Annotated in this window: 15 protein-coding genes and 1 pseudogene; 11 read left to right on the top strand and 5 right to left on the bottom strand. The window is 54.4% G+C overall.

The features are described 5' to 3' along the window. The 7 genes from ACR0IK_RS23660 to ACR0IK_RS23630 form a co-directional block, all read left to right on the top strand. Positions 1-3,536, top strand: a 3,536-nt coding sequence (locus tag ACR0IK_RS23660; protein ID WP_480643580.1) for a cadherin-like domain-containing protein, incomplete at its 5' end; no start/stop codon positions are given. A gap of 250 nt (positions 3,537-3,786) precedes the next feature. Further along, entirely contained in the window at positions 3,787-4,833 is a 1,047-nt protein-coding gene (locus ACR0IK_RS23655; RefSeq protein WP_480643579.1) for an NAD-dependent epimerase/dehydratase family protein, read from the top strand. A gap of 3 nt (positions 4,834-4,836) precedes the next feature. Further along, the gene (locus ACR0IK_RS23650; protein WP_480643578.1) at positions 4,837-6,072 is read left to right on the top strand and encodes a class I SAM-dependent methyltransferase; all 1,236 of its coding nucleotides are present in this window, start codon (positions 4,837-4,839) and stop codon (positions 6,070-6,072) included. Next, on the top strand, positions 6,069-7,259 hold the full coding sequence (locus ACR0IK_RS23645) for a class I SAM-dependent methyltransferase (protein WP_480643577.1): 1,191 nt from the start codon (positions 6,069-6,071) through the stop codon (positions 7,257-7,259). The genes ACR0IK_RS23650 and ACR0IK_RS23645 overlap by 4 nt, the downstream gene beginning before the upstream one ends. A 35-nt stretch (positions 7,260-7,294) precedes the next feature. Next, positions 7,295-8,566, top strand: a complete 1,272-nt coding sequence (locus ACR0IK_RS23640) for a methyltransferase domain-containing protein (RefSeq protein ID WP_480643576.1) — start codon at positions 7,295-7,297, stop codon at positions 8,564-8,566. 20 nt (positions 8,567-8,586) lie between these two features. Continuing rightward, positions 8,587-9,366 (top strand): sugar phosphate nucleotidyltransferase, encoded by a 780-nt coding sequence (locus tag ACR0IK_RS23635; RefSeq protein ID WP_480643575.1) that lies wholly within the window; start codon positions 8,587-8,589, stop codon positions 9,364-9,366. A gap of 4 nt (positions 9,367-9,370) precedes the next feature. After that, positions 9,371-10,012: a PIG-L deacetylase family protein gene (locus tag ACR0IK_RS23630; protein ID WP_480643573.1), complete on the top strand. Its 642-nt coding sequence runs from the start codon at positions 9,371-9,373 to the stop codon at positions 10,010-10,012. 182 nt (positions 10,013-10,194) lie between these two features. On the opposite strand, the gene ACR0IK_RS23625 is transcribed toward ACR0IK_RS23630, so the two are convergent. The 3 genes from ACR0IK_RS23625 to ACR0IK_RS23615 all read right to left on the bottom strand — a co-directional run bounded on the left by ACR0IK_RS23625 (position 10,195) and on the right by ACR0IK_RS23615 (position 16,011). Then, positions 10,195-12,582, bottom strand: coding sequence for a LamG domain-containing protein (locus ACR0IK_RS23625; RefSeq protein WP_480643572.1), 2,388 nt, complete (start codon positions 12,580-12,582; stop codon positions 10,195-10,197). Positions 12,583-13,495: 913 nt separating this feature from the next. Then, positions 13,496-14,623: a right-handed parallel beta-helix repeat-containing protein gene (locus ACR0IK_RS23620; RefSeq protein ID WP_480643570.1), complete on the bottom strand. Its 1,128-nt coding sequence runs from the start codon at positions 14,621-14,623 to the stop codon at positions 13,496-13,498. Beyond that, positions 14,620-16,011 (bottom strand): O-antigen ligase family protein, encoded by a 1,392-nt coding sequence (locus tag ACR0IK_RS23615; protein ID WP_480643568.1) that lies wholly within the window; start codon positions 16,009-16,011, stop codon positions 14,620-14,622. Before ACR0IK_RS23615 ends, ACR0IK_RS23620 begins: the two co-directional genes overlap by 4 nt. Before the next feature lie 629 nt (positions 16,012-16,640). On the opposite strand from ACR0IK_RS23615, the gene ACR0IK_RS23610 reads away from it, so the two are divergent. Next, positions 16,641-17,789 carry a Coenzyme F420 hydrogenase/dehydrogenase, beta subunit C-terminal domain gene (locus ACR0IK_RS23610; RefSeq protein ID WP_480643566.1) on the top strand — a complete coding sequence of 383 codons (1,149 nt, stop codon included), beginning with the start codon at positions 16,641-16,643 and terminating at the stop codon, positions 17,787-17,789. A gap of 267 nt (positions 17,790-18,056) precedes the next feature. Here ACR0IK_RS23610 and ACR0IK_RS23605 read toward each other — a convergent pair whose 3' ends face one another. Continuing rightward, positions 18,057-19,109 (bottom strand): ParB/RepB/Spo0J family partition protein, encoded by a 1,053-nt coding sequence (locus tag ACR0IK_RS23605; RefSeq protein ID WP_480643564.1) that lies wholly within the window; start codon positions 19,107-19,109, stop codon positions 18,057-18,059. A 45-nt stretch (positions 19,110-19,154) separates the two neighbouring features. Further along, positions 19,155-20,543 carry an AAA family ATPase gene (locus ACR0IK_RS23600; RefSeq protein WP_480643562.1) on the bottom strand — a complete coding sequence of 463 codons (1,389 nt, stop codon included), beginning with the start codon at positions 20,541-20,543 and terminating at the stop codon, positions 19,155-19,157. Between the two features lie 419 nt (positions 20,544-20,962). Between ACR0IK_RS23600 and ACR0IK_RS23595 the strand changes: the two genes are divergently transcribed. From ACR0IK_RS23595 to ACR0IK_RS23585, 3 genes and pseudogenes are all read left to right on the top strand, one after another. Next, positions 20,963-21,982 (top strand): replication initiator protein A, encoded by a 1,020-nt coding sequence (locus ACR0IK_RS23595; protein WP_480643561.1) that lies wholly within the window; start codon positions 20,963-20,965, stop codon positions 21,980-21,982. A 329-nt stretch (positions 21,983-22,311) separates the two neighbouring features. Continuing rightward, positions 22,312-23,148 (top strand): class I SAM-dependent methyltransferase, encoded by an 837-nt coding sequence (locus ACR0IK_RS23590; protein WP_480643560.1) that lies wholly within the window; start codon positions 22,312-22,314, stop codon positions 23,146-23,148. Between the two features lie 321 nt (positions 23,149-23,469). Continuing rightward, positions 23,470-23,812 (top strand): annotated as a pseudogene (locus ACR0IK_RS23585) (IS6 family transposase); the annotation flags it as partial.

The following is a 23,812-nucleotide window of genomic DNA, read 5'->3' as shown; positions in this document are numbered from 1 at the left end:
CCTACACCGTCTCGGACGGCACAGACACCGATACCGCAACCGTCAGCCTCAATGTCGCAGCTCCGCCCAGTTCCGGTGTTTCTGACGATTTCTCGGGCGCCGCGCTCGACCCGGCCTGGACGGTGGTCGGCCCGGCCGGCATTTCCCATGCTCTGGGGCAGAATGCGACCGACGCCTATCTGGAACTGGTGACACCGGACGGCGATCATAACATCTGGGACACCAATAACGGCGCCCGTGCCATGCAGGTCCAGGCGGATGAAGATTTCACCCTTGAGACCCGGTTCCTGAGCACCCCCACCGAGCAATATCAGATGCAGGGGCTGCTGGTTGAAGCCGATGCTGATAACTGGCTGCGCTTTGACACCTATTCCGATGGCAGCAATCTGCGCGTCTTTGCAGCGACCACCGTCAACGGCGACTCCGCGCCAAAGTTCAACGCGGTGATCGCCAGCGGCGCTGCTCCCTATCTGCGGGTCGAACGCAGTGGTGATCTGTGGACGATGTATTATTCGCAGGACGGACAGACCTGGACCACCGCCGGCAGCTTCACCCATGCGCTCAACGTCACCTCTGTGGGCGTGTTCGCAGGCAATACCGGCAATGCGGCGGGCTTTACTGCACAGGTGGACTACTTCGAGACCTCCGCCGACCCGATTGCCGATGAGGATGGGACCTTCACCCCCATCAACACAGCCCCCGACGCGGCGGATGACGGTTTGTCCACGGAGCCGGATGTTGCTCTGGTGGTGAATGTGGCCGCGGATCTGCTGGCCAATGACAGTGACGCGGATGGCGACCCGCTGAGCCTCGACAGCTTCACCCAGCCAGCCAATGGCACTCTCACGGACAATGGCGACGGCACCCTCACCTATACCCCCAACGCTGGATATGAAGGGCCGGACAGCTTCACCTACACCGTCTCGGATGGCACAGAGACCGATACCGCAACCGTCAGCCTGACCGTGAATGGTTCCGCCCCCATCAACACAGCCCCCGACGCGGCGGATGACGGTTTGTCCACGGAGCCGGATGTTGCTCTGGTGGTGAATGTGGCCGCGGATCTGCTGGCCAATGACAGTGACGCGGATGGCGACCCGCTGAGCCTCGACAGCTTCACCCAGCCAGCCAATGGCACTCTCACGGACAATGGCGACGGCACCCTCACCTATACCCCCAACGCTGGATATGAAGGGCCGGACAGCTTCACCTACACCGTCTCGGACGGCACAGACACCGATACCGCAACCGTCAGCCTCAATGTCGCAGCTCCGCCCAGTTCCGGTGTTTCTGACGATTTTTCTGGCCTCACACTAAATCCAATTTGGGTTTTTGCAGGGCCAGCAGAGGTCAGTTCGGGGCTGGGCACGTCCGCAAACGATGCGTTCCTGATCCTATCTACACCGGCTGGCAACTACGACGTTTACGACGAAAACCGGGGCGCGCGCCTGTTACAGGCTGTGCCCGACGACGATTTCCGGGTCGAAGCGCGTTTCCTGAGTACGCCGACCGAACAATTCCAGCTTCAGGGATTTTTGGTGGAGCAGGATGTGGACAACTGGCTGCGCTTTGACACCTATTCCGATGGCAGCAATCTGCGCGCCTTTGCGGCGATCACCATCAACGGTAACAGCAGTCCAATGTTCAATGTTGTTATTCCCGGCGGAAATGCTCCATATCTGGACCTGTCGCGCTCTGAGGATATCTGGACCTTCCGATACTCTACTGACGGGGTGACTTGGACCACTGCCGGTAGCTTCACCCATGCGCTCAATGTTACCGCTGTCGGACCGATGGCCGGAAGCACTCAGACCAGCGCCGGCTATACAGCCCGAGTGGACTATGTGGCCTTCGATGGCGATCCGATCGCGGATGAGGATGGAAATTTTGTGCCTCAGCCGCATCCGCCCGAGGCCAATGACGACACGCTGTCGGCGCTGCCCGATACAGCACTGAACATTAACGTGGCCACTGCTCTTTTGATCAATGACAGTGACGCGGATGGCGACCCGCTGAGCCTCGACAGCTTCACCCAGCCAGCCAATGGCACTCTCACGGACAATGGCGACGGCACCCTCACCTATACCCCCAACGCTGGATATGAAGGGCCGGACAGCTTCACCTACACCGTCTCGGACGGCACAGACACCGATACCGCAACCGTCAGCCTAACTGTACGCGACCATATCAGTGTCTGGTACGGGGACACGCAAACCTTTGGCGCACCGGGCGCAGCGCAACAATGGGTAAACATCCTTGGCAACGTTTATACTGTCGATTTGGTGTCGCTTACTTATTCCCTGAATGGCGGAGAAGAACAGACACTTTCAGTCGGGCCAGACACACGACGACTTGAAGCGAACGGAGACTTCAATATTGACCTCGATTTTGCCGCGCTGGATGGTTCCTCTGCTGACGACATTGTGACCATAACGGCGACCTATACGGACGGAGAAATCTTTACTCAGGATGTTACGATCCAATACGAGGACGGCGTGATCTGGGACGCCGACTATGTGGTCGACTGGTCAAATGTCACAAACCTTCAGGATGTAGCCCAAGTAGTCGATGGCGACTGGATTATCACGGCCGACGGGGTCCGGATTGCACAACCGGGTTATGATAGGATTCTGACCTTTGGCGATCAGTCCTGGGACAATTATGAGGTAAACCTGTCCCTGACGATCAACGAAATGCACGACGGCACGCCCAGAGATGGTGCTGGCCTTGGCTTCGGAATGCTTTGGGGCGGGCATACAGATGACCCGATTTCGGGCTGGCAACCCCTGTCCGGTTACAACCCGATCATCTCACCCTTCTACAATACCAATGACGACAGATTTGAACTCCATGATTATCCCAATTGGGGCTCCCTGCTCGACACATCGCCATTCAGCTTTACGGAAGGAGCAACATACAATGTAACCATCCGGGTGGAACAGACTGACCTGATCAACAGGGTTTATCGCTTCAAGATCTGGGAAGAAGGCAGCAGCGAGCCTGTAGAGTGGCTTTTAGAAGGGACGGATGTGATACCGGAACCCCTGAATGGCTCCTTCGCACTTATTGCTCACCACTGGGACATCACCTACCACGATCTTACATTTGCCGAAATTGAAGGCGATGACATCATCATGGGAACCGATGGCACGGATCTGCTGGTTGGGGTGGATTCCAATGTGGCGCTACCAGGGCTGGGGGAACGTGATGTGCTGGTCGGCCACGAAGACGCGGATGTCTTTGTCTTCGGTGATTCTAACGGTAGCTACTACGATGACGGCGACGGCAGCACTGATGGCGTCAACGATTTTGGCTACGCTTGGGATTTTGTTTCCGGAACAGATCAAATTCAACTAGCTGGGGTCTCGACGGATTATGTTCTGACCGAGGATGCTGCGGGCCTGCCTGCGGGTACCGCAATCTGGCTATTGGGGGCCGGTGGGGACGAGGACGAATTGATCGGTGTGATCAATAATGTGTACGGGTTGTCGCTAACCAGTGACGACTTCCTCTTCCAAGGTGATTTGCTGGCCTGAGGCGCAGAGACCACGGTTTGAACGGTTTTCACAAAAAGGTTGAATTCTGGTTGCGCCCTTGTATTCAGATTGTACGATTTTGATTGAATTTCACCCTTGCTGTCGTTTTCAGTTACATGCCGAAAACCCGGAAAATTGCATAGCGATAACCTTTGCCGGGGTGAGTGTTTTTTGTTGAAAGTCGCTGAGTTCGACGGTGCCGGGTACGCGTTGTCGTTTGGGTCAGAGGCTGATTTAGGAGGTTGGCGAGTTGCGCATTCTGGTTACCGGGCACAACGGATATATTGGCGGGGTTCTGATCCCCTTTCTGCAGGAGCGCGGGCATCATGTGACCGGGCTCGACAGTTACTATTTCGAACATTGCGACATGTCCGGTATGCCCGAGGCGGACGCCGTGATCCGCAAGGATATCCGCGATGTGGGACCTGCCGACATGGAAGGTTTCGATGCAGTGATCCATCTTGCGGGTTTGTCGAACGATCCGATGGGCAATCTCAATCCGCAATGCACCTATGACATCAACGCGGATGCAACGCTGACCCTTGGCCGCGCGGCAAAGGCGGCTGGGGTAGAGCGGTTCGCCTTCTCGTCGTCCTGCTCGATCTATGGGGCGGCCAGCCCCGAGGATGTGCTGGACGAAAGCGCCGAATTCAATCCGGTTACACCCTATGGTGAATCCAAGGTCCGCAGCGAGGCGATCCTGTCCGATCTGGCGGATGACAGTTTCTCGCCGGTCTTCCTGCGCAATGCCACCGCTTATGGCGCCTCACCCAAACTGCGGGCGGACCTGATGGTCAACAGCCTGGTTGGTTACGCATTCCTGCAAGGCGAGGTTCTGATCAAAAGCGACGGTACACCCTGGCGGCCATTGGTTCATATCGAGGATATCAGCCGGGCCTTCCTTGCCACGCTTGAGGCCCCACGCGACCTGATCCACAACACCGCCTGGAATGTTGGCCGCTCCAGCGAGAACTACCAGGTGCGCGACGTTGCAGAGCATGTCGAGCAACTGGTTCCGGGCAGCCGCATTGCTTACGAACCGGGCGGCGGACCCGACAAGCGCTGCTACCGGGTGGATTTCTCGAAGATCGAAACCGGGCTGCCGGGCTATGACCCGCAATGGACGGTCCCGATGGGCATTGAGGAACTGCACAAGGCCTATGTGGACAACGGGCTGGATCTGGCGGATTTCGAGGGCTCGCGTTTCATTCGCCTGAAAACACTTCAGGACCACATGGAGAGCGGCGCGCTTGATGCCGAGCTATTCTGGACGGAACGCCGCGCTGCTGCGGGGTGATCCGTGACACCTGCAGATATCACCACAAGCGGTGAAGCGCCGGGCCCAGCCTGCCCGTCCTGCGGCCAGTCCGGGAATATACTGCCGCTCTATGATCTGACCGACATTCCGGTGCAGAGCACGTTGCTTTTGCCGGATCGTGCCACTGCGCTCGGGTTTCCGACCGGTGACATGGCGCTGTGCTGGTGCCCCGAATGCGGGTTGGCCTTCAACGCCCGGTTTGATCCGACGCGGGTCGATTACGGCACTGGGTATGAAGACGCCCAGGGCGGCTCGCCCACATTCAATGCGTTTGTCTCGGATCTGGCGCAGGGCTGGATCGAGCGGTTCGGCCTTGGCGGCGGGCATCTGATCGAGGTTGGATGCGGCAAGGGTGATTTCCTGCGCCTGATCTGCGCCCAGGGCGGCTGCAGCGGTACCGGCTATGACCCGGCCTATGTACCGGGCCGCAGTTCGGAACCGGGCGGGCTGGCCTTTCACGCCGAGAACTTCACCAAAGCCCACGTACCGGTAGATGCGGATTTTCTGATCTGCCGGCACACACTGGAACATATTGGCGATGTCGCCGGTTTTCTGGCTCTGATGCGGCAGGCCGCCGGGGATGGCACCCGTCTGCGCTTTGGTTTCGAGGTACCGGACCTGCGGCGCATCCTGATCGAAGGTGCGTTCTGGGACATCTATTACGAGCATGCCAGCTATTTCACCGCCGGATCTCTGGCGCGGGCCTTCCGGCTGGCGCGGTTCGATGTGCTCGACCTGCGTCGGGTTTATGGGGAGCAATACCTGATCATCGAAGCGGCAGTGTCGGATCAGCCGTCACCGCTGCCTGAACTGGCCGACGATCTGACTGAGACCACAAAGCTGGTTGCAGAGTTCCGCGATACCGCGCGGGCGCGCATCGACGGCTGGCGACGGCGTTTCGCCGCCTGGCGTGACGCCGGACAGCGCGTGGCGCTTTGGGGATCCGGCTCGAAGGCGGTGGGTTTTCTGACCACCATCGGCGATCCCGGTATTGTCTCGTGCGTCGTCGATATCAACCCGGCACGGCAGGGGCATTACATGCCTGGCTGCGCCGCCCCCATCGTGGGACCCGAAACTCTGACCGAAAAGCACCCGGACGTCGTGATCGTTATGAACAGTATCTATCGTGACGAAATCGCCGCCCAGATCGCCAGCATGCAACTGTCCCCTGAAATCCTGACAACTGATACCGCCCCCGAAATGGAGCCAACGCAATGACCGCCACACCTTCTGTGCCTGCCTGTCCGGTTTGCGGCGGGAACCATGCCAGGCTTTTCTTTTCGTTGTCCGATCAGCCGGTGCTGATCGGCGTGCTGTGGCCGGATGCGGACAGCGCCCGCGCCTGCCGCCGGGGGGATATCGATCTGGCCTTCTGCCCCGATTGCGGATTTATCTGGAATGTGTCCTTCGATCCGGACCGGATCGAATACGATCAGCAATACGACAACTCGCTGCATTTCTCGCCAACCTTCCAGAACTATTCGCAGAAACTGGTCGACCGTCTGGTGAACACCTATGGGCTGCATCAGCGCACCGTGGTCGATATCGGCTGTGGCAAAGGCGACTTCCTGGCTATGCTCTGCGAGGCCGGGGGTAATACCGGGTACGGCTTTGACCCATCCTACGAGGGTGAGCGGGTCAACACCTCGGCCGCTGACCGCATTACCTGGTCGAATGACTATTATGGCGAAGAACACGCCCGCCTGCAGGCCGATCTGCTGGCCTCGCGCTTTGTTTATGAACACATCCCGGCCCCGAATGATTTCCTGCGGATGATCCGGCGCTCGATCACTGATCCGGATCGTACAGTGATCTATTTCGAAGTGCCGGACACTGATCTGATCATCCGGCAGGGTTCGGTCTGGGACGTGATTTATGAGCATTGTTCCTATTTTAGTGTCGAATCCCTGACCCGATCCTTTGCGGCCTGCGGCTTTGACGTGCTGCGCGTGGAAGAGACCTTTGAAAAGCAGTTTCTGACAATCGAAGCACGGGCTGCGGGAACGGATACCGGCAACCCGGGCAGCGACACCGGCAATCTCGGGCAGCTGGCGGCGGATGTCGCTGCATTTGGCGAAACGCAGAACACCAAGATGTCCGGCTGGCGCGACCGGCTGGCGCAATGGCGCGCCGAGGGCCGCCGGGCTGTGGCCTGGGGTGCTGGCGCCAAGGCGGTTGGTTTCCTCAATATGCTGGGGGATCGCGACACGATCACCCGCGTGGTCGACATCAACCCTCATAAACAGGGCAAACATCTGGCCGGAACCGGCCAGCAGATCATTTCGCCACAGGCGCTGACGGAAGATCCGCCCGATGTTGTCGTGTTGATGAATCCTATCTACCGTAACGAGATAACGGCACAATTGGCGGAGCTTGGGCTTACGCCGGAACTGATCAATTCCTGATACGAAACGCATTGAAATAACAAGAGAGGCCCCGCATGTCAGCTCCTACCGGATCCTTCCCCTGTCGGTTTTGCGGCACACACCTCAAGCATACGCTGGTCGATCTCGGCATGTCGCCATTGTGCGAAAGCTATGTCGCCGAAGAAAACTATTCGAAGATGGAGCCTTTCTATCCGCTCCATGCCTTCGTTTGCCACGAATGCTATCTCGCCCAGCTCGACGAGTTTGTCCCGGCCGAGGAGATCTTTACCGAATACGCCTATTTCTCATCCTATGCGGATAGCTGGGTGGAACATGCGCGCCGCTATTGTCACGACATGCAAGACCGTTTCGGACTGGGTTCCGACAGTCAGGTGGTCGAGGTGGCCAGTAACGACGGCTATCTGTTGCAGCATTTCGTAACGCTGGGCATCCCTTGCTATGGGGTGGAGCCCGCAGAAAACGTGGCCCAGGTGGCCATCGACAAGGGTGTTCCGACCGAGGTCGAGTTTTTTGGCGTCGAAACGGCCCGGAAGCTGGCTGCACAAGGGCGGCAAGCGGATCTGATCCTGGGCAAGAACGTGTTGGCGCAGGTGCCCGATCTGAATGATTTCGTGGCCGGGCTGAAAATCATGATGAAGCCCGGTGCGGTGATGACGATCGAGTTCCCGCATCTTCTGGCCACCATGGAAGGCAACCAGTTCGATCAGGTCTATCACGAGCATTACTGCTATTTCTCGCTGATTGCGGCGGAGCGGGTCTTTGCCCATCACGGCATCCGGCTGTTCGATATCGAAGAGGTATCCACCCATGGCGGGTCACTGCGCATCATTGGTCGCCACGAGGAAGACGACACCAAACCGGTGACGGATCGTCTTGTGGCCTTCCGGAACAGGGAACTGGCCGCAGGGCTGGACCGGATGGAAACCTATGCCTCTTTCGACGAACAGGTGCGCGAAACCAAACGCAAGGCGCTGGAATATCTGATCGCCGCGGCACGCGCCGGTAAACAGATCGCTGCCTATGGCGCGCCGGGCAAGGGTAACACTTTCCTGAACTATTGCGGGATCAAGACAGACCTCATCTCCTATACGGTCGACCGCAATCCCTATAAACAGGGTCGCTATTTGCCCGGTTCCCGGATTCCGATCCACCATCCGGACAAGATCGCCGAAACCAAGCCGGACGTTATCGTCATCCTGCCCTGGAATTTCCGCGACGAAATCGCCGAGCAGCTATCCTATACCGCCGAATGGGGTGCCGAATTGGTGGTTTTTGTCCCCGAAGCCACGGTGCTGGCACCACAGGCAGCCCGGGCACGGGCCTGAACAAAAGAAAAGGATCAGCCATGAAAGTCGTTTTGTTCTGTGGGGGCCAGGGAACCCGGCTGCGGGATTATTCCGATCAGATTCCCAAGCCACTGGTGCCGGTGGGGGGACGTCCGATCCTGTGGCACATCATGAAGTACTATGCCTCTTACGGGCACAAGGATTTCATCATTTGCCTGGGTTACAAAGGCGAGGCGATCAAGCAGTTCTTCCTGGACTATGACGAGCGGGTCAACAACGACTTCGTCTTCGAAAACGGCGGTGCCAGGATCGACGTTCTGCAAAGCGACATTCAGGACTGGCGCATCACCTTTGTCGACACCGGTCAGAACACCAATATCGGTGGCCGCCTTTTGCGCGTGCGCGAGCATCTGGACGGCGAAGAGATGTTTCTGGCCAACTATGCCGACACGCTGACCGATCTTGATCTCGATGCGATGATCCAGGGCTTTTCCGCCACCGATGCGATCGCCGGGTTCTGCTGTGTAAAACCCCCGTATTCCTTCCATCTGGTGTCTTTCGGCGATGACAGCCGCGTGGCGCAAATCTCGGATGTGAAGGACTCGGGCATGTGGATGAATGGCGGCTATTTTGCCTTGCGCCCCGAGATTTTCGACAATCTGCATGAAGGTGAGGAACTGGTGATCGAAGGCTTTGAACGCCTGGTCGGGCAAAAGCGGCTTTATGCGCACCAGCATGAAAGCTTCTGGACCTGCATGGACACGTTCAAGGAAAAGCAGGCGCTGGATGACCGGGTGGCCGCCGGGAATACGCCCTGGCAGGTCTGGAAGGACGACTGAGACGATGCGTGAACTCGGTCTTGGGAAACTCGGCACGGTGCTCTGCCTCGGTGCCCATAGCGACGATATCGAAATTGGTGCGGGCGCAACCATTTTGCGGCTTATCCGCGACAATCCAGATGCCCATATCGTCTGGGTGGTCTGTGCAGCCTCGGGTGTCCGCGGCGAAGAGGCCCGGGCCAGCGCCGAACGCTTTCTGGAAGGCGCGGGATCGTCAGAGATCGTGCTGAAAGACTTCCGTGACGGCCATTTTCCGCATCAATGGGCCGAAGTGAAGGCGTTTCTGGAAACGCTGAAAGTGCACGACCCCGACCTGATCCTGACCCAATACAAGCAGGATCTTCATCAGGATCACCGCATCCTGTCAGAACTGACCTGGAACACGTTCCGCGATCATATGATCCTGGAATACGAGATTCCGAAATGGGATGGTGGCATGGGGTCACCCAACGCTTTCGTCCCCGCCTCTGTTGCGGATACCGACACCAAAATCTCGCTGCTAATGGAGTGTTTCGCCTCGCAGGCGGGCAAGCACTGGTTTGACGACCTGACCTTTCGCGGCCTGATGCGGTTGCGCGGTCTGGAATGCAACGCCCCGGACGCCTTGGCCGAAGCGTTTTATGCCCGGAAGCTGCGGTTGGGGTAGAAGTAAACAACCACAAATGCAGAACAATTGATATGGCACCCGGAATTTCGAGCCCCGCCCCTTTGGGGGTTGCGGCCTGAGGTGCTAAAACGAAGCCCTGAACTACCCGTCTTGAACGCAACAAGCCGCCAGAGATACGCTCTGGCGGCTTGCAATGCTTCGGAACAGGTATGTGTTCAGTATCAGGCTAGCAGGTCGAAGGTTTCGACATGTAACGCTTCGTCCAGGATCTGAACATCGGACAGCGTGCCGTCGAAGCCATTTCTGACCTTGTCACCACCGTTAGAACTGTCCCAACCAAGGCCGCCAATCTGCAGGTTCTGCTGGTTCCCGGTCAGGTCGAAATCGAACTCTTGCGTTTCAACGTGTTCGCCGTTCACTGCAAGACCGATCTCGTCGCCATCAAACCAAATCTGAACATCATAGTCCTGATTGGCCTTGATGCCTTCTACCGTCATATTAGCGTCGCTGTTCGTCTCTGCATCCTGAAAGCGCAGGACCAGGTCGTCACCCTTCAACATAACCGAAAGGTGATCCCCACCTTCATAGCCGCTGGCATCCTTGGAGATCAGACCTTGAAGACCGTTCAAGTCGTCAGCGTTGAAGGTGAAGGCGATTGTTCCTTCCTCCAATTCCAGAGCTTGGTCGTGGTCCAGATTGGTGATGCTCCGATTCTTACCGTAGAACTCAGCCTCTCCCGCTTGGAAGACCACGTTACCTGCGGTATCCACAGGCGTTTCCGGCTCAGTCACAGGTGTTTCCGGCTCAGTCACAGGTGTTTCCGGCTCAGTCACAGGTGTTTCCGGCTCAGTCACAGGTGTTTCCGGCTCAGTCACAGGGGTCTCAGGAAGCGCCTGGGAGGCGTAGATGAACTCCTGCATTTGCTCAGGCGTCCATTTCCCCTCGACGATTGCAACGTCGGAAATTGCGCCGTCGAATACATTCCCATAGCCTGCCTTGCCCGAGTCGCTGCCCCACCCCAGGGCACCAATCTGCAGATACTCGACGTTGTCAGCCAAGGTCATCGAAAAGTCGGCAGTATGAACCTGCTGGCCATCCAACCAAACTCCGACTTCATTGTCACCGAAGGAGAGTTGCAGGTCGTAGTCCTGATTCGCGTTTATCCCGGGGATACGGACGATCTCGTCACTGGAACCGTCCTGGAAACGCACGACCAGCGAGCCCTTGTCGATATAGACAGCCAGGTGATTACCACCACCGGCATAATAGCTGGCATCCTTGGTCAGAATACCGTACCGGCCCGAAACAGTATCGGCATTGAAGCTGAGTGCAATGGTCCCGGTTTCCAGCGCCAAGTCATTGCTATGAGCAACCTCAATCACATCCGAGCTGCTGCTGATGTTCTGTGTGCCCAATACGCTGAACGCCGCGCCGTCAAGCTGGCCGCCATTAGTCTCATCCGAAACCTCCGACTCAGTCGGCTCGGGCTCAGTCGGCTCGGGGTTGGATAACTCGGGCTCGGTCAACTCGGGGCTGGATGGCTCGGGAATATAAGAAGTGCCGTCAAGCAGTTCCATCAGCCTTTCGTAAGCGCCGTATTGTTCAGCCAGGCTGCCCTCGACAGGACGCAGGTCTTCAAGAGTCAAACCAGGCGTAATGTCACCTTGGAAGTACTTATCGTAATTGTCGATGTCTCCTTGGAAGTTCGCCCCAACCTCTTCTGTCGTAGAAGTAATCAAGTTACCCGAGCTGGAAACTTGTGCTCCGTCTTTCACACGCACGACGGTCGCGTTGTGAACGGTGTCGGTGATGTTAACCAGTGTATTGTCACGGACGGTGATACCAGAAGTGTTCGCACCGCCTACAACAATGCCATTATACATACCAGTTGCGAGAATGTTCTGCTCGATCAGGATGTTGTGGAAATCTTCACCATTCAAGAAGAGCCCCTGCACGTTCATCTGAGTTTCCGTCAGAAGCACGTTGCCGCGGATAACACCATCCGACGAACCTGACCCCTGGAACTGCATGAAGTCCAGGTGCCATCCCTCCTCGGGATAGACGTGCCCACCTTGGGTGTTGTTTTCGATCAGGAAATCGTTGATCCCGATAAACTTGAAAGCATCGCTGCCGATATAATCGACGTAGTTCTCAGAAACTTCGATCCTTTCATTAGGGTAAATGACAAAACCGTTCTTTACGTCATGCACATAGTTGCCGCTGAGAAGGATATCGGTGTTATAGGCCGCATAAATCCCGTAATGGCCGGACATATTGTTGTCTTCCAGGCCGTGGACTTCAGAGTTCACGAATTCCACATGATCGCTATTCGTGATCGAAACGATGTTGGAAGACTGGCTGCCATTTCCGCTGTCTCCCACTTCAATTCCGTCAATGCGCAAGTGGCTGACATTGTCCACATCAAGGTGTGAGAAAAAAGCTGGTTTATCTGGGTCCGCCGATTTGACGGTCACCATGCTGTTGTAGCTAAGGTTCTTGAAATCAACGGAGCCATAGTTTCCGGATGCAAGAACAATCGTGTCGCCGCCCTGAGCAGAAGAAAGAGCCGACAATAGCTGCGACGCGTTTGATACGTTGATAGTTGCCATTATGATATTGCCTCATTTTGGCTTCATGCGGCAGGCAAGACTGCCGCCGTGAGTGGTTGCGGTTAGAACTCTTTAACCAGCGCGCCGTGGATCATCCCTTAAGTCCTACGGCACAGGACAAGCATTTAGCGCTATGTTCAAACGCCAAAATGCGGATACTCGCACTTGACTTGCCGGGCAGGTTGGCCCGCAAGTGTGTTATTTATGTGGTCTTTTTGAGATCAACTCGCCTCGTGAGTGTGGTATTTGTGTGGTCTTTTTATTGACGTCGCGCAATCACTACTTTGTAGAACTTTCGCTATCAAGCGGCACAAATAATGTCGGCATTTTTCCCGCATAGCTTTGTAATGATTTTTGCGCGATAGAAGAAATGATAGCTCTCAAGGCTCTATTTGGCAGCGGATACAAACGTAAAAATCTATTTTAATTCATAACGTTATTGAAGAAAACCGTCAGCTTACCCAAGGTAAAGGTGTGACTGGCAAAAAACTGCCACTTCTGGACAAAAACTCAACCGGGAAAGGACAGGAACCATATCCGCTTCGAATTGAATCGCAAATTATTGCAGCCAGGCTTGATTAAAAGGCTTCCAACCTTTTGGAAGAAATTCTTTAAGGCTGACTATCACGGCTAGATTTCAGCCATTTTTCAGGATCATTCCCAATCAATTTAAAAGCGATTCGAAAATCATTTATGATATTGATTCTATTTAAGTTTCCCCCACTGAATCACGTTTGTGATGGTTTTAAAGATAAGATCAATGCGATGCGACCTGCACCGCAGCCCATATTCGGCATCTGAGGGGCGCACTGGAAACTCCACAATGCTTGGCTACTCTCTCCGACGGTCTGGTCACGGCTTGTGATCAGCGTTTGCCCAAAGTTCCTACCATAGTCGCTACAGCCCTCGTCACTTACGGGTTCAGTAATTCCATTAAACGCGTGTTGGCCCCGAAAACCTCTGCAGGACCGCCTTTGATAGGTGTTAAGTCGTCGATCGTCATACCTGGACGGGGCAACCCCTTCGCAAAAGCTGTGCTGTAGTGATATGGTCGACCACGTTGTCTGACCTGCAGCAACAGATTTCCATCTGTTAGACCGCCCTTTTCATGAACCATTATGTTGCCTGTGACCGAGACAACCGATCCGTTTTCCACTCGCACGACGGTCGCCTTGTGTACGGTGTCTGGAATATTGATCAGGGTGTTGTAACGGATAACCATTCCCGAAGTGCCGGATTCACCATCCACCACAATGCCGTTGAACATGCCGGTCGCGATGATGTTCTGTTCTATCAAGATATCGTTGAAGGCTGCACCCCTCATGAAAATCCCCTGCACGTTCATCTGAGTTTCCGTCAGAAGCACGTTGCCGCGGATAATTCCGTTCGAAGTATCCGCGGTCCCCTGGAATTGCATGAAGTCCAGGTGCCATCCCGCCTCAGGGTTGACGTGCCCTCCTTGGGTGTTGTTTTCGATCAGGAAGTCGTTGATCCCGATAAACTTGAAAGCATCACTACCGATATAATCGACATAGTTCTCAGAAACTGAGACCCTTTCATTAGGGTAGATGACAAAACCGTTCTTTACGTCATGCACATAGTTGCCACTGAGAAGAATGTCGGTATTGCCATTGGCATAAATCCCATAATGGCCGGACATATTGTTGTCTTCCAAGCCGTGGACTTCAGAGTTCACGAATTCCACATGATCGCTGTTCGTGATCGAAACGATTTTGGAAGCCTGACTGCCATTTCCGCTATCAGCGACCACAATCCCGTCGATGCGCAAGTGGCTGACATTGTCGACTTCAAAACTAGAGAAAAGCGCAGGGTTGTCCGGATCCGCCGATTTGACGGTAACCATGCTATTGTAGCTGAAGTTCTTGAGGGCAACAGAACCGTAATTCCCCGATGCTAGGACAATCGTGTCGCCCCCCTGAGCAGCATCCAACATTGTGAGCAATTTGTTCACATCAGCAAGAGCAGGAACAAGTTGGGCATACAATGTGCTTATGAACAAAACCACAGATCGAAGTTTCATGTGCGCTCTCGCCGCGAATGATAGGCTTCATAACGGCTGTATCGCAGAGCTGTTCTAGTGCCTTTATCGCCTCGATGAGAACGACTTGGGTCTCTCTCATCGGTGTGTGTTGCATTAGTTTTTTCTCTATTTTCATCATCGAGAAGCCAAGCACCAGCACCAATCAGAAAAATGAAAAAGACATATATGACTTTCCAGTAGTTAGTAGCCCAGCCCGCAAGGAAAAACCCAATCATACAAACCAGATAGCCGGTCCGGTAATTCGAGGATCGATCACTCAAACCGGATTTGAACAAAATCGGTAGGAACATTGCAAAAAAGAACAACAGTTGCAAAAGGCCGGCGGGCAATCCATGCATCACCGCAGGATGCAGCCAGAACATATCCAAGCTACTGCTTTTCCACTCAGGCCTATACCATTCACCCAAGCCAACACCAAAGAGCGGATTTTGCTCAACGGATATGGTGCCGTACCGCCAGATCAATATCCGTGAATAAGCTGTCTTCGTATTGAAGGCAAAAAGCGAAATGAATATTTCCGGAGTCGATCGGTTAGCCGCGATTTCGATCGCAACTACCACTGACAAGATGCCGCCACTGAGAATGAACCAACGTTGTTTAACTTTGTGCAGAAGGTTGTCCCAAGTAATTAGCCCTAGCTGCGCGACAATAGCGGTTAGAGGGCCAGAAGACAGGGACAACATAGCGGTTAAGGTTACCAAAAATGTCCTACCCCAACGCTTCCAGAGAGACGCCTTATATCCCAATACATAATAGGTCAGACTCACCGTCCCACCGCAGAAGATGCCAAATAGAATAGGGTGCTGGAATACCCCTTGCACCCGATCAAGACCCCAGCGAGGATCTTTCCAGACATCCCAGCCTGAAAATGTGAGCTTATTGGCTAGCTCTAGCAGGATATTGTGTGCTGTCAGTGTTTCGTAAATAGCAAAGGGCAGCATCAACAACACGATCCAGAACAACATCCGGACCACGGAATAAAAATCATCTGCACTACGAATATAGCAACGCGCCATGAGATACGCCCCCATGGTCTCGATAAAACGAATGCCAGAGGGTTCAAGTGCAAGCGCCGGACCGTGCAGAACAAAATAGCTGAGTGCCACCCATAGACAAAGTCCGAGTAGTGCCACATCCGCAACGCGGATACGCCCCGCCCTACCCTGCACCCACATTATCAGACCGGGCACAATCCAAAGAGTCAGCAGAAAGCGGTTCACGGTCATCTGAATGGGACCAAGCTGAAAAAAGAATGGTATCACCAGAGAAAGAATGAACAGACGCAGCAGCAAAGGCATGCGATGCGTACGGACATCCCCGGCCGCTTTTGCCGTTTCTGGAAAAGAACTGCTCTCTGTTGCTGTCATTGTTCGTAGATGCCCTAATCAAGCTATGAATAATACATCAACGCAGAGAATACATGTATACACTCCAATAGTATGTGCTGTTTTGGGTATTTTCGCGACAAAGCCGGAAAGTTGTTCTGCATCAAAAGAAAAAACCTGAATTGGAGTATGCAGAGAAATCGAGCCCCACATCAAACCGAACTCCCCCTGAACGTATGATGACTCCCTCATCTCCAACATTGTGAACGGTCGCTCGTGGGCAACCATGTACCGGCTATAGTGGCTGTGCTGCAGTTTCTCAGCGTGCCATTTGCATCGACTATTCCCAGCAGAGCTTCCTGCGTCCGGAACAATAGGGCAGCGCAGTTGCTGGTTCCTGTTTCTTTCTGTTGATCGTGGTCAGGACACGATCAATGGCGCTGACACTCAAAGAGATGAAGGCGTGGTCGCGAGTTGCGGACTTAGACGCGGCATCAACGAACAAAGGCTTGATTGGCGGGGAAATTCCGTCCTAAATGCTGAAAATCTGTGTTTCGTTCGGTGAATGAAAAATCATGAGTTCCAAAGGCAATGTTCGCAGTGTCGCAGACCCTCGGCTTTGTCTGGGGTGTGGCGTATGCTCGTATATCGGTTCCGAGGACGACGTCACGATGGTAGATTTGGACCATGTCGGTACGCGCCCAAAATTCTCTGAAACCATAAGCAGCTCGAAGACCAGAGAGATGCTTGCTGTCTGCCCAACCGTATTTGCGGATTTTGGCGAATTGAAACGACGAGCTGATTATGAGCCTGCCGTGGACAAAGCAACCGAAAACAACTGGGGCGCAATCACGGGTATCTGGGAGGGCTATGCAACCGATGAGGAAATCCGCTTCAAAGGCAGCTCTGGCGGCGCATTGACAGCAATTGCGCAGTACTGCCTCGAGCAGCGCGGTTTTCATGGAGTGTTGCACACTGGTGAAAACCCTGAAGATCCGATCCGCAACAAGACCAGAATGTCCTTTAACCGCAAAGACCTTATGGCCGTTTTGGGTTCTCGCTACTCCCCGGCATCTGTATGCGACGGATTGGGACAGGTTGAAGCCGCGCCCACACCGTGCGTGGTTATTGGCAAGCCGGTTGAAGTGACAGCTACGCGAAACGTTATGAAGGTTCGCCCAGCCTTGGCTGAGAAAGTTGGGGTTACACTGTCCTTCTTCTGCGCAGAGACCCCGCCGACGCAAGCCACGCGCAACCTTATGGAGCGCTTTGGCGTCACAGAAGCCACTTTGAAAAGCCTGCGTTATCGCGGCTATGGCTGGCCAGGATACTTCACCACCCGCAACGAGGATGAGCCAGCCAAAGAACACCTGATCTACTATGAGGCTTGGTCTTATCTGCAACAATTCCGCCCCTGGGCCACTCATTTGTGGCCCGATGGGTCAGGGGAGCTTGCCGATATCTCCTGTGGTGACCCTTGGTATGAACATCCGGATGGTGAGAACCCGGGCTTCTCCCTAATCGTCGCGCGCACCAAACTGGGTAAAGATATTATTGAGGGTGCGATCGCTGCGGGATACCTCACCGCATCGGCGGCGGAACCGTGGAAAATTGACAAATCTCAAGAAGGCCTGCTCCGTAAGAAAGGCTCTGTATGGGGTCGTCGGCTCGCACATCGCATTCTAGGTATGCCAAACACTCAATTCAAAGAACTCGACCTGTTTGGCCCGTGGCTGGCCTTACCACTGAAGTTGAAGCTCAAGTCGACGGTCGGGACGCTGCGACGGATCGTACAACGTGGCATGTGGCGGACTCCTTAACACAGACATACATTGTACAAGCCAGGTAGTTTTAGGCCGGTGACGTTTTGATCTACGGTGCTATGACGGCTGCATTATTGCATTAAGTAGTCTTACGCGAATTTTCTGAGGGATCCCGCGAAGGACCACACTGCGCCAGACCGATGGTCGCATGGCAAAGCGTCGGTGGAAGCCACCTATCAAGTGCCGTAGATACAGTCCTGATTTGAGCCGCTACCGATAACTCACACTCCAAAATGTTTCGCGCGCGAAACATTTGAACAAGCACTACTGAGCCCGCAACCAATCCTGCAATGCGTCGGCCAGCTGCTCCGAAACCGCACCGCCAATCAGTTCGATCCGCCCTCGATCTGGAGTAAAGCGCATTTCAATTTCTGGCGTCACGCGGGTTATAATCCGCTCACCTGCCGCCGAAGCCGGATCAGACTGGCGAGTGACCGCGGACTGTTTAACTTCGACCGGAGCTTTAGGAGGCGCCAGCCGTTCGGCCAATACAGATGACAGAACTTGCATCTCGACCTCAGCACTGTCTCGAGGGCTGTTCTGAAGTCTTTTTTTCAGTGCATCGGCAAACTCCGGATCACGGGTCATTTCGCGAACCAGCGCCAGGCCAAGCTTCTCGCTGATTGCCGACGGGAAATGAAGGGATGTATCAAAGGCTTCGACCAAAGCGATGAATGTACCGATCTTCGATCGCTTTGACCGTGTCGCATTACCGAATAGTCCCTGCAATGCGGCTTTCTGTGTTGGGTAAACCCCTTCCCGCATCGCACGCACGGTGATGCGCGCGCGCTCATAGTGACTTAGGTTCACTCGGATCTCGTTTTCCTCGACCATCGCCACATAGGCATCCTGAGCGGTATCCGGAGTGATCACCATCGCCTTCACATGTGCGAATTTGGGATCCGAGGTTTCCTGATAAAGCCTGCGCAGCGCTGTCAGACGTCGCCATCCCGAAATCAAGCCATGGGTACAAGATCCTTTTGCATCCGGCAAAGTGACAACCTCAATGGGCATTTGCTGCCCTCTGGTACGCAAGCTGTCCAGCAACGAAGCCATTTCTTCTTCATTTTGTTCCAGACGGTCACGCACCAGGTGACGTTCATCAATCGCCACCAGGGGCAATAACTCAATCATACGCCCTTCCTTTCGGGCGCTTTGTAGAACCTGGGTAACTTCCTCTAGCGCGGCTACGGTCGACGCTTCACCGGCCACCTGTGCGATAGGTGCCGCACTGGCCCCTAGTGGTGCAGATTTTGCCTCGGGTACCGCGCCCAGATAGCTCGGTTGGGCCGGGGTCAATCGCTTACGTTTTGCCATCTCTGCTTCTCCTCGCATGCCCTACAGTGTTTTGTCCCGGGATCGTTATTCTGCCGCCTGTTGTGCTGCCAGTTCATCCCGCCGCCACACACCGATCAACAACCGCTTGAATGCAGCATAGGTTGCGTCGAATGTTTCGCGGCCGCGTGCATAGGTTTCACGATTAAAATCGCGGTAATCGGCTTCATAAATCCCGCTTACCTGTTCGCCGGCTTGCCCGATCAAAGCGGTGAAATCCTGTCGGTGTGGAGAAAGCGTTTTGCCCAGATAGGCCTGCATCAGGGCCGAAAGCTCCCCTTGCTGCGCTCCGTCATATCGTGTGATGACCGCGCGGACTGCATCCCACTCGAATGCCATTTCAGGTCGTCCTAAAGCGCGGGCTGCAACGTTCTCACCATCTTCAATGCTGGCAAATGTCGAATGCAGCATGTCGAAAAACCGCCCTGTGGAGTCAAACTCCAGGAAAGATGCCCCAAGCGGTACTAACAGAATATCGGCTGCCGATAAGCCGTTTATAGTCAGATAGCCTAGGGCAGGGGGGGTATCTATGAAAACAAGGTCATAGTTCTCCAACACGCCATCTGCAGCTAAGCGGTCGCTAAGAGCGTCCCAAAGTTTCCACCCTCTCGCCTGCATGCGCCAGACCGGTATCTGGAACTCGGCCCAGTACAGGTTCAGCTGTGCTCCGATCAAATCGATATTGGGCCAGTGGGTTTTTTGGATGACATCCTCCGCTGTCATTTCCAAAGCCGCACTCAGTGTGTCGTCGAGCGGCTGCGGCGGGTCCCCGCGATCCAAGCGCCGTTGATTTTCTATACGCAGATATTCACCGTAGTGACGAGCTAACAAAGGAAAGGCCGTTTGCCATTCATCTTCGACACGGCCACTGAAGATAGAGGTCATCGAGCCCTGGCTGTCGAGATCGACCACAAGCACCTTGTATCCATCAAGCGCAGCAGACATCGCCAGATGCGCCGCAGTGGATGTCTTACCTACGCCGCCTTTGAAGTTGGCTACGGCAACCAATTTGGCGGGCTGACCCTCAGGCCGATAAGGCAGGTAGTTCTTAGACTTAGAACCCTGCGCACCGAAGAAGGCACGCAGGCGCAACACCTCCTCCAGACTGAACCACTTGGCGCCACCTTCGGTCTCGGATCGCCCCTGGGGGAGGTCAGGGTTTTGTTTTAAGACGCGGCGAAAATGCGCTTGAGCAACAGGGATTAAATAGCGGGTGATTTCCCAAGTGGAAAACAGGCGTAAAGACTTATGCCCTTCATCGTTCAGACCTCGACTCGCAAGATCAGCCCGACCCTGAGCGCAAGCCTGAGCAATGACTTCAAAACCCTCTGAGCTTGTGGGTAAGTCCAAATCTGCAAGCGCCGAATCCGGATCAATATTGAAATAGGGGGGGAGGGAAGTTCCGTCCTTAGCCATAGTAATTACCGCCCGATGTATCGCCTTTTGTCCATGATACGCAAAAACTCGGCACATGGAAGGTAAATGCGCACAAATAGATTTTTTCTCAGTAAAATAAGGGGGTGGTGGTGCGATTTTAGCGCATCGTGGAATGTTGTGTGTTTTCTTTTAGAGTTATTTTTGTGTTATTTATAGTTACAGATCCTCCGTCATCAAAAAAAATCATTTAATATCATTTTCTTAATCGATTTTTACTCTTACACGCTGACTCTGAAACCCCGATAGAATGACTCTGAACCCCCGATCTGGTGACTCCGAACCCCCGTTGTGCGGCTATGTGGATAACTCTAGGGTGGGTGTCACTAAAACCACGAAAAAACGAGTCGGATAGCGGTTCGACACGAAGGCTCCGAAAGAGAGCTGCAGGAAAGAGGGCCATGGGCAGGGCAGTCACAGATACGGTCGGGGGGCTTCTTCCAGACCGCAGGCAGCAGGGCGATTTCTTCGTCTGCGATGTTTTCGATGCGATTCCCAAGGATGATCTCGCCAGTATGGAACACCCGCTGTTCTCGCTGGCGACCCGTCCGGATCGACGCATTCTGGAATACCAGCACAACGGTGTGCAAATCACGGTGACGCCGTCGGTCAAGGGGCTGGCGACAATCCATGACAAGGACATCCTGATTTTCTGCATCAGTCAGCTTATGGCAGCGATCAACGCCGGGCGTACGGTCAGTAGAACGCTGCAGCTGAAGGCGCATGATTTGCTGGTGGCAACCAACCGTGAGACCAGCGGTGATGCCTACCGGCGGCTGCGCGAGGCTTTCGAACGGTTGGCGGGCACCCGCATCACCACCAACATCGTCACAGGAGAGACAGAAACCACCACGGGTTTCGGTTTGATCGAAAGCTGGGAGATTGTGCGAAAAACCCGCGGAGGCCGGATGGTCAGTGTGGCGGTGACCCTGTCCGATTGGTTATATCGGGCGGTGCTGTCGAAATCGGTGCTTACGTTGTCGCGCGATTACTTTCGTCTGCGTAAACCGCTGGAACGGAGGATCTACGAGTTGGCGCGCAAACACTGCGGGCGCCAGCCTGGCTGGACGGTTTCGGTGGACACGCTTCTGAAGAAGTCAGGCAGTGCCTCGCCGCGTCGTGTTTTTCGCAAGATGCTCCGTGATATGATCGAGGCGAACCACTTGCCCGATTACGAGATGCGCGAGGATCCGGGTGACCTGATACGGTTTGCCCCGCGCGCAGGGCTGATCGAACCAGATACACCCCCGCCGGTACTGGATGTAGAGACCCTGGAAGAGGCGCGCCGTCTCATGCCCGGTGTCGATGTCTACGGGCTCGAAGCGGAATGGCGCGGGGTTTGGATCCGCTCAGGTGCGCCGCGGTTAAGGAAGCCGGATGCGGCGTTTTTGGGTTGGGTACGCAAGCGGGCAGGGGGGTGAAGGCCACAGTGGAGACCGTATCCTTTGCCCCTGCTAGTACTGGATCGTTCCGGCGGAGCCGGTTCTACCGTCGCCCCACAGTATAAGGCAGAATTTAAATTTAGCTTTCCGACCGTCCGCACCAGATCGTGCGTGGGATTCCGGGGATAAGCACTTTCTATATGGGCCGGCGTCGACACCTAACGGAATGTTCGCGATGGCTAGTTCTCGTGCAGGCAACTGCCTGCCTAAGGCCAATAATTTTGCGAACTGAGAAAAAGGATTGCTCCCTCATTGAAAAAGTTTGCGGCCGAACCCGCAAAGGCCTATCAATAATTCAAAGAATTTGCATGAGCGAGTATACTGTTGTGAGCCGTTTTATTAATGCGCTGATAAGTCCCCAAAAGATTCCTTTGAAAATTTGGAAAGCCCTTGGCACTGCGTCAACCAGGTCAAAACTAGATTATGATCTTTTTGATCGCCCACACTATGCTTATTGCTTGGCAAATGCAGCGCGTTTGGCGGCTGCTTTGAATATCCGGAAGATTTCAGCTCTGGAGTTTGGCGTTGCGGGCGGGCAGGGCTTGCTGGCATTGGAAAAGCTGTGTCCTGAATTAGAGAAAATTTATGGGGTGGAAATCGAAATATGGGGCTTTGATACCGGTGAGGGTCTGCCTGACCCAGTCGATTACCGTGATCTGCCCTACATTTGGAAAAAAGGCTTCTACAAGATGGATCAGGATGCATTACAGAGTCGCCTGTCCCGCAGCCGTCTTGTTCTGGGTGATGTGAAAGATACCGTCCCGGACTTCGTGAAAACTCACAAACCCGCCCCGATCGGTGCGGCTTTTCTTGATTTGGACTTCTGGTCTTCTACACGTGATGCGTTGGCTCTTTTTCAAGGAAACGCCGAAAACCTTCTCCCTCGGGTATTCTGTTATTGTGATGATGTAGTCAGTGCAGAAGGTGGCGGGCTTCTTTGCGAAGATGTTGGACAGTTGCGCGCATTACGCGACTACAACGATGTCTCGGATGAACGAAAAATTCGCCAGATCGCCGGTTTGGTACATACGCGTCGTATCAAAGCCGTCTGGAATTCACAAATCTATGTTCATCACGCGTTCGACCATCCGAACTATAATGAATACGTGCATTCAGATACAGATCGCCAACTTAGCATAAACTAGACCAGACTTTCTAATCCCATAGCAAAACTGGAACAGGTTGGAATGTTTGGCGCTCAAATGCCTGAGTGTTTCCAACTATTGAACTGCCTAGAGAGGCAGAGCATTTTGTATTTTTTGAAATCAGTTAAGGCGCATACGTGCAATTTTCGTATTTCCTGCGCATTACATTGCGGTACTGTAAATTATTGTCACTGTGGCCTTAGGATCTGTTGCAAACTTTGGCTATTGACGCTTGCGCCGCCAGCGGATGAATGACTATCGGTATTATCAAGTCGAAAGTCCGATCATGATCTCTTTCAAGGCGCACAATATTCTAGGGAAGTGATCCTGTTCGCGGTATTTTTCTACGTTCGCTAGGGAGTGTCATACCGGGATCTGGAAGAAATCATGCGCGAGCGGGGCGTTTCTGTTGATCACTCCACGCTGAACCGGTGGGTCACACGGTATTCCGGCGCGATGGCAGAAACAGCCCGCCGGCGTAAAAGACCATGCGACCGTTCCTGGAGAATGGATGAGACTTACATCCGAGTGAAGGGGGCGTTGGTCTATCTCTATCGAGCCGTCGATAAGTATGGCAAGACACTTGGCTTCATGCTTTCACGACGTCGAAACAAACCAGCCGCCACCAAGTTCTTCGTTCGAATGCTTGAATGCAATGGCCTTC

This window comes from Ruegeria sp. BF7 (assembly GCF_056538605.1).
Note: the sequence above shows the minus strand (reverse complement) of the source record. Positions and strands in the feature narration are given on the sequence as shown.